The sequence below is a fragment of the Sphingorhabdus sp. genome (genome assembly GCF_044239005.1).
In the GTDB taxonomy this organism is placed as follows: Bacteria; Pseudomonadota; Alphaproteobacteria; order Sphingomonadales; family Sphingomonadaceae; genus Sphingorhabdus_B.
The window spans coordinates 1-7,208 of record NZ_JBIICH010000103.1 but is presented as its reverse complement, the minus strand read 5'-3'; the positions used below and the strand labels follow the sequence as shown (position 1 = coordinate 7,208).

Genomic DNA, 7,208 nt, shown 5'->3' with positions numbered 1-7,208 from the left:
GTGATTGCAGCGCGCTCGCCGGTTGATTGCTTTGACTGCGCGGTGGAAGCGGTGCGGATTGCGGTCGAGTATATGACGCCCGTCATGCTGCTTACCGATGGCTATATCGCCAACGCGGCTGAACCATGGCTCGTGCCCGATCTTGAAGAGTATACGCCATTCCCGGTCGAGTTCCTCGAAAGCGTGCCTGAAGATGGCTTCAAGCCCTATTCGCGCGACCATAAATTGAAGCGCCCATGGGTGAAGCCCGGCACGCCCGGATTGCTGCACCGCATTGGTGGTATCGAAAAAGAAGTCGATACCGGCCACATCAACTATGCACCTGCCAACCACCAAGCGATGACTGACATCCGTTCGGCCAAGGTAAATAATGTCGCCGACAGTATCCCCGACCAGATCGTCGAGCAGGGCGCAGCAGGCGCGAAACTTGCTGTCGTTGGCTGGGGTTCAACCTATGGACCCATCAAGCAAGCCGTGCGCCGCAAGCGCGCCGAAGGTGTTGATGTCGCGCATGTCCACATTCGCCATATCTGGCCCATGCCCAAAAACATGGCCGAGTTGTTGAAGAGCTTTGACAAGATCATCGTCCCTGAAATGAACACGGGCCAGTTGAAGACGATATTGCGTGACCAGTTCCTTGTGGATGCGCAGCCCGTGAACAAAGTGTCCGGCCAGCCATTTACTATCGCCGAAATTGAAGCCGCGATTGGGAGTGCTTTATAATGAACGATATGACCCCCGTTAAAGCGACAACGCCCAAGGATTGGGAAACCGACCAAGAAGTTCGCTGGTGCCCCGGCTGCGGTGACTATGCGATTTTGAAGGCGGTGCAGCGCACCATGCCTGAAATCGGTGGCACGCCCGAAAACACCGTGTTCATCAGCGGCATCGGCTGTTCTTCGCGCTTCCCATATTATATGGAAACCTATGGTTTCCACACCATCCACGGCCGCGCGCCTGCGGTTGCGACGGGTGTAAAGCTCGCCAATCCCGATCTTGATGTGTGGATTATCACGGGCGATGGTGATGCGCTGTCGATCGGCGGCAACCACACGATGCATTTGCTGCGCCGCAATCTGGATTGCCAGATCATGCTGTTCAACAATGAGATTTACGGCCTGACCAAGGGCCAATATTCGCCAACATCGCGCGTTGGCACCAACAGCCCATCGACGCCTTATGGCTCGGTTGACCGTCCAGCCACGCCATGCGCCTTTGCGCTGGGTTCAGGCGCGCGGTTTGTTGCGCGCGGCTTTGACGTTTCAAAGAATCTGCCTGACGTGCTGAAGGCGGCGCACGCCCATCGCGGCGCGGCGTTCATCGAAATCTTCCAGAACTGCATTGTGTATAACAAGGACGTGTTTGAAGACTTCGCTGCGCCAAAGGGAGCCGACGGCCATCAACTCTGGCTGCGCAATGGTGAGCCGATGTTGTTCGGCAGCGAAAAGTCCGGCGGGACCAAAGGCATTGCCCTCGACAATGTTGGCCTGACGCTCAAGGTTGTCGATGTGGTCGATGGTGATTGGCAGAGCGCGGGCGTTATCGTCCACGATGTGACCAACCGTTCGCTCGCGCACATGCTTGTGGAAATGCCATTCGGCGAATTCCCCATGGCACTCGGCGTCCTCTACGACGATCCGCGCCCGACCTTTAACGACGCCGTCATCGCGCAGAACGAGTCGGCCAGCGCAGGTAAAGCACCTGATCTCGGCAAGCTGCTGGCAAAGGGACAAACTTGGACCGTAGCTGAAGGCCATCCCGAGACTTAATTGATTTTCACGCAGAGGCGTAGAGTCCGCAGAGATTTCAAATTTCTGCTCTGCGAACTCTGCGCCTCTGCGTGAACAAAATAGTTTATGGCGATAACGCCGTATTGCCATTTCGGTTTTGCTACGCCAGCTAACCCGCATGGATAATCTCACACACAGCCTTGTTGGCGCGCTCATCGGGCAGATGGGGTTGAAGCGTCGGACTGGCCTTGCCATGCCCACGCTCATCATTGCTGCGAATATCCCCGATATTGACGCCGTGGCGACATTGCTGGGCGGGCAGCAGCATTTGGCGATCCGGCGCGGCCTCACGCATGGCCCAATCGCGATGTTGGTGCTGCCGCTGATGTTGTGGGGCATCATGCTGTGGTTCGATCGCTGGCAAGAAAGACGCGGAAAGCGGCCAGAGACAAGGTTGCCGGTGCATAAAGGCTGGTTGTTGGCGCTGGCTTATATTGGATGCTTGAGCCACCCGCTTTTCGACTGGTTCAACAGTTACGGGATCCGTTTGCTTGAACCATTTTCGAGCCAATGGTTTTATGGCGATACCTTGTTCATCATCGATATCTGGCTGTGGGCTGCGTTGATATGCGGCGTTTGGTTTTCGCTGCGTCGCGAACGTACGGGGCGCGCAACCTGGCGCGCACCGGCATTGGTCAGTTTTGCCGCCATTTGCGCATATATCTTAGCCAATGGGCTCATCACGGGCAGGGCGGAGCAATTGGCCGCCCAAGCCGTTCAGAAGCAGCATAAGATCGTGCCGACTCTGGTTGTTGCAAATCCTGTTCCAGTGCAATTTTGGAAACGTGAGATGCTTTGGCGCGACGATAGATATTATGGGCAGGGCACGTACACCCCGTTTCACGGCGCGCGCATCGATGACGACATTCGTGCCCATTATATGGGACGTGAAGATGCCAAGGCTTTTGAGACACATATTGCCCGCGGTACGCCGCTGTTGTTCTGGTCACGAATGCCGGTGGCCGAGATTGTCGGCGAAGGCGCGGACAGGACGTTGAAGGTTTCCGACCAGCGCTTTTCTGACCCGCTGGTGGGCGACCGATTTAGTATGTTCTTTCCCATTGTAGTTGAAAGCAAATGACGGCCCCGGTAATCGTCTGGCTGCGCCGTGACCTGCGTCTTGCGGACCAAGCGGCAATCGCAGCCGCAGTGGCAAGTGGCGCGCCGGTTATCCCCGTCTATATCCTTGATGATGACACGCCAAAACATCGCAAGATGGGCGCGGCGTCGCGATGGTGGTTGCACCATAGCCTGACGGCGTTTGACGCAGATTTGCGGGCATTGGGTTCGCGTTTGATTTTACGCGCCGGAAAATCCGACGAAGTTTTGTGCGCACTCGCTGAAGAGACCGGCGCGTCGGCCATTCATTGCATGCGGCATTACGAACCATGGTGGCGGAATGCGGAAAAGGCCGTCGCAAGCGGACTAAGCAAGGGTTGTGCATTTGTCTGCCACGACGGTAACTATCTGCTGCCCGCAGGCAGCGTCACAACCGGAAGCGGCGGGCAGTACAAGATCTACACGCCGTTCATGCGCGCGCTCTGGCAGCATATGCCGCCCTCGGTGCCACTGGCAGCACCCACGCGCGTCGCTGCGCCCCAGACATGGCCAGAGAGCGACAATATTGATGATTGGGCCCTGCTGCCCACCGAGCCCGATTGGTCAGGCGCTATGGCCGATATGTGGACACCGGGAGAGGCTGGCGCGCGCCATCGGCTTGAGGATTTTGCAAACAAGGCCAAATTTTATGACGAGAAGCGCAATTTGCCATCGGTTGCGGGTTCGTCATTCCTTTCACCGCATCTGCACTTTGGCGAGATTTCACCTGCTGCGTGCTGGCACGCGACCATGCATGCGGGCGGGTCGGTTGACGTGTTTTTGAAAGAACTGGTGTGGCGGGACTATGCACAGAATGTGATCGTCCAGATGCCCGAATATGGTGCGAAGAATGCCCGCGATGCGTTCGACAGGCTGCCGTGGCGCGATCTATCCGATCCAGCGGTAAAGGCTGATTTCGTGGCATGGACCAAGGGCCGGACGGGTTACCCATTCGTTGATGCTGGGATGCGGCAATTATGGGCGACCGGGTGGATGCACAACCGCGTGCGGATGATTGCGGCGTCGTTTCTGGTCAAACATCTGCTGATTGACTGGCGCGAGGGCGAGAAATGGTTCTGGGATACGCTGGTCGATGCCGATTACGGCAGCAACAGCGTCAATTGGCAATGGACTGCGGGGACGGGCGTAGACAGCAATATGTTCGTGCGCATCATGGCGCCATTGTCGCAGTCAGAGAAATTCGACGCCGCACGTTACATCCGCGAATGGGTGCCAGAGCTTGCTGGCCTGCAAGAGCCGTATATTCATGACCCCGATGAATATGGCGCACGGCCAAAAAACTATCCGCGCAAAATCATTGGCCACAAAGCGGCGCGCGAGCGTGCGTTAAAGGCGCATGAGGTGGTCAAATCATAAACCGTAGCCCTGAGCCGTCAGCGCGCAGCGCTGGCGAAAAGTCGAAGAGCGGTTCGCTGCCTAGCATAGCTGTTTACTGATGGGCGTCCTTCGACAGACGCAGTCGCGATGCGACTGCTGCTCAGGACTACGGTAATATTAAAAAGTTAGCCCGCGACCACCAAACGATGGCCAGTCTCAAACTCAGTCGTCAGCATCGCGACGATTGCATCGGCAACAACCGATGGTTCCTTCACCGTCGCCGGGTCTTCGCCCGGATAGGCCTTTGCCCGCATTTGGGTGCGTGTACGGCCCGGATCCACAATGGCCGTGCGCACGGCGGACAGGTTCTTCACTTCCTCGCCATAGCTGGCGACGAGCGTTTCAAGCGCCGCCTTTGATGCGCCATAAGCGCCCCAGAATGCGCGTGGTGCTGCACCGACCGAGGATGTCAGCGCGACGAGGCGACCCGCATCCGATTTGCGCAACAACGCATCGAATGACGCGATCAGCACCTGCTGCGCAGTTACGTTTAGCGTGAACAAACGCGCGAATTCTGCGCCATCAATGGCTGGAATCGGCGCGAGCGTGCCGAGCATTGCGGCATTCAATACCAAGACATCGAGCTTACCCCAACGTTCGGTCACGGCTGTGGCGAGCCGTGCAATGCTGTCGCCATCCGTGAGGTCCAATGGTGCAATCGTCGCATTGCCACCTGCGTTGAATATCGCGTCTTCAACGGCTTCTAAGTCTTTGGCGGTGCGCGCTGTAATGATGACATGTGCACCTTGCGCCGCGAGTGCTTTTGCGGTTGCCGCTCCAATCCCGCGGCTTGCGCCCGTAACCAGCGCCACTTTGCCTTCAAATAGCTTCGTCATGATTTATGCAGACTTCCGTTCACCCAGCATCATGAGGTCACCCGATTCATGCTCATCATGGTCGGTGAGGGTGGTGGGATAGTCGCCGGTAAAACACGCATCGCAATATTGCGGTTGGTTTTTGTTGCGCGAATCTTCGCCCAACGCGCGGTACAGCCCATCGATAGACAGAAACGCGAGGCTGTCGGCCTGAATAAACTGCCGCATTTCTTCCACGTCCATACGGCTCGCGAGCAATTTGGAGCGTTCCGGCGTATCGACGCCGTAAAAGCAGCTGTTCATCGTTGGCGGGCTTGCAATACGCATATGCACTTCGGCCGCGCCCGCTTCGCGCATCATCTGAACGATCTTGAGCGAGGTCGTACCACGCACGATCGAGTCGTCGATAAGAACGATCTTTTTGCCCGCAACCAGATTGCGGTTCGCATTATGCTTCAGCTTTACGCCCAAATGGCGAACGCCATCGCCCGGCTGAATGAAGGTACGGCCAACATAATGTGACCGGATGATACCCAGCTCGAACGGAATTTTGGCCGCCTCGGCATAGCCAATGGCTGCAGGGGTGCCGCTGTCGGGTACGGGAATGACATAATCAACATCGACGCCATTTTCGCGCGCGAGTTCCGCGCCAATGGCCTTGCGAACCGAATAGACGCTGATGCCTTCCACAATGGAATCGGGTCGTGAGAAATACACATGCTCGAAAATGCAGGGGCGTTGCGAAACGGGGATGAACGGCTTGTGCGAATGAATTTCGCTACCGTGCACCACAACCAATTCGCCCGGTTCAACCGAACGGATGAATTCTGCGCCAACAATATCGAGCGCAACGGTTTCCGATGCGAAGATTATTGTATCGCCAAGCTTGCCCATGACCAATGGACGAATGCCCAACGGATCGCGGCATGCGATCATGCCTTCGGTTGTTAGGCATATAAGCGAATAGGCGCCTTCAACGCGTTTCAGCGCGTCAATCAGGCGGTCCAGCAACGTGCGGTAACCTGACGTCGCCACCAAATGAATGATGACTTCGGTGTCCGATGATGACTGGAATATCGAACCGCGGCGGACAAGGTCACGGCGCAATGCAACCGCGTTTGAAATATTGCCGTTATGCGCGACCGCAAATCCGCCGGTGGCAAGGTCAGCATATAATGGCTGCACATTGCGCAGCGATGTTTCGCCCGTCGTTGAATAGCGGACGTGGCCAATGGCACTGCGCCCGACAAGGCCGTTGATGATTTCATCACGGTCGAAATTGCCCGCAACATGACCCATGGCACGGTGTGTGTGAAATTCATGGTTGTCGTAACTTGTGATGCCGGCGGCTTCCTGGCCGCGATGCTGAAGCGCATGTAGGCCAAGCGCAACCATCGCTGAAGCACCTTCGGCGTCATAGACACCAAAAATCCCGCACTCCTCGCGTAGTTTGTCGTCATCAAATGGGTCGGTGGTCAGCATAATTCGAATCCCGCTGCGCGTCGCTGGCTGGCGTATAGGCAACGCATCATCGATTGTCTCCCCCTTGTCGTAGCAATGTAACAAAGAAAATGTTGGCGGGCCACTTGCCCTTGCGTTAGGCCTTGGAAATGACCGACGAGATTGAGACAGGGCTTGCCCTCACACCCAAATTTGACGCCAACGGATTGTTGACCGCTGTGGTCACCGATGCGGCGGACGGTGCCGTATTGATGGTGGCGCATATGAACGCGGAGGCACTCGCCAAAAGCATAGAGAGCCGCACTGCGGTGTTTTATTCGCGCAGCCGTCAGCGGCTTTGGCAAAAGGGCGAAAGCAGCGGCAATGTCCTGCACATTGTCGATATGCGCATTGACTGTGATCAGGACGCCATTTGGATAATCGCAAAGCCACAAGGCCCGACCTGTCATACCGGCGCGCGCAGCTGCTTTTATCGCAGGATAAACAAGGATGGATTGGAGCCAGTGTGAGGCGCACGGCATTTCCAATCTTCGCTTCATGCGCGCTGTTGGCCGGGTGCGGTGATGGCGCGCTCACATCGACCCTTGGGTCGGACGCTGGCGCAACGCTTGATGCACGCGCGGTGGAGACGGGTGTTTTGCCGAAC

6 protein-coding genes and 1 pseudogene are annotated in these 7,208 nt (G+C 56.9%); 5 read left to right on the top strand and 2 right to left on the bottom strand.

Annotated features, from left to right (window positions below; all coding sequences use genetic code 11):
• The 4 genes and pseudogenes from ACILQA_RS08610 to ACILQA_RS08595 form a co-directional block, all read left to right on the top strand.
• Positions 1 to 723: pseudogene (locus ACILQA_RS08610) on the top strand (2-oxoglutarate ferredoxin oxidoreductase subunit alpha); the annotation flags it as partial.
• Positions 723 to 1,769, top strand: coding sequence for a 2-oxoacid:ferredoxin oxidoreductase subunit beta (locus tag ACILQA_RS08605; RefSeq protein ID WP_395629331.1), 1,047 nt, complete (start codon positions 723 to 725; stop codon positions 1,767 to 1,769). The pseudogene ACILQA_RS08610 and the gene ACILQA_RS08605, both read left to right, overlap by 1 nt.
• Before the next feature lie 139 nt (positions 1,770 to 1,908).
• Entirely contained in the window at positions 1,909 to 2,871 is a 963-nt protein-coding gene (locus ACILQA_RS08600) for a metal-dependent hydrolase (RefSeq protein WP_395629330.1), read from the top strand.
• Positions 2,868 to 4,265: a cryptochrome/photolyase family protein gene (locus ACILQA_RS08595; protein WP_395629329.1), complete on the top strand. Its 1,398-nt coding sequence runs from the start codon at positions 2,868 to 2,870 to the stop codon at positions 4,263 to 4,265. The genes ACILQA_RS08600 and ACILQA_RS08595 overlap by 4 nt, the downstream gene beginning before the upstream one ends.
• Positions 4,266 to 4,411: 146 nt before the next feature.
• Here the strand turns inward: ACILQA_RS08595 and ACILQA_RS08590 are convergent, their stop codons facing one another.
• Entirely contained in the window at positions 4,412 to 5,122 is a 711-nt protein-coding gene (locus ACILQA_RS08590; protein WP_395629328.1) for an SDR family NAD(P)-dependent oxidoreductase, read from the bottom strand.
• A 3-nt stretch (positions 5,123 to 5,125) separates the two neighbouring features.
• Entirely contained in the window at positions 5,126 to 6,583 is a 1,458-nt protein-coding gene (gene purF, locus ACILQA_RS08585; RefSeq protein WP_395629327.1) for an amidophosphoribosyltransferase, read from the bottom strand.
• 128 nt (positions 6,584 to 6,711) lie between these two features.
• On the opposite strand from purF, the gene hisI reads away from it, so the two are divergent.
• Complete coding sequence (gene hisI, locus ACILQA_RS08580; RefSeq protein WP_395629326.1) at positions 6,712 to 7,071, top strand: phosphoribosyl-AMP cyclohydrolase; 360 nt, start codon at positions 6,712 to 6,714, stop codon at positions 7,069 to 7,071.
• Positions 7,072 to 7,208: the final 137 nt, after the last annotated feature.

Bases quoted from the DNA above. Each gene is read 5' to 3' on its own strand.
- ACILQA_RS08590 (WP_395629328.1), bottom strand. From the start codon at position 5,122: ATGACGAAGCTATTTGAAGGCAAAGTGGCGCTGGTTACGGGCGCAAGC.
- purF (WP_395629327.1), bottom strand. From the start codon at position 6,583: ATGCTGACCACCGACCCATTTGATGACGACAAACTACGCGAGGAGTGC.
- ACILQA_RS08600 (WP_395629330.1), top strand. From the start codon at position 1,909: ATGGATAATCTCACACACAGCCTTGTTGGCGCGCTCATCGGGCAGATG.
- ACILQA_RS08605 (WP_395629331.1), top strand. From the start codon at position 723: ATGAACGATATGACCCCCGTTAAAGCGACAACGCCCAAGGATTGGGAA.
- hisI (WP_395629326.1), top strand. From the start codon at position 6,712: ATGACCGACGAGATTGAGACAGGGCTTGCCCTCACACCCAAATTTGAC.
- ACILQA_RS08595 (WP_395629329.1), top strand. From the start codon at position 2,868: ATGACGGCCCCGGTAATCGTCTGGCTGCGCCGTGACCTGCGTCTTGCG.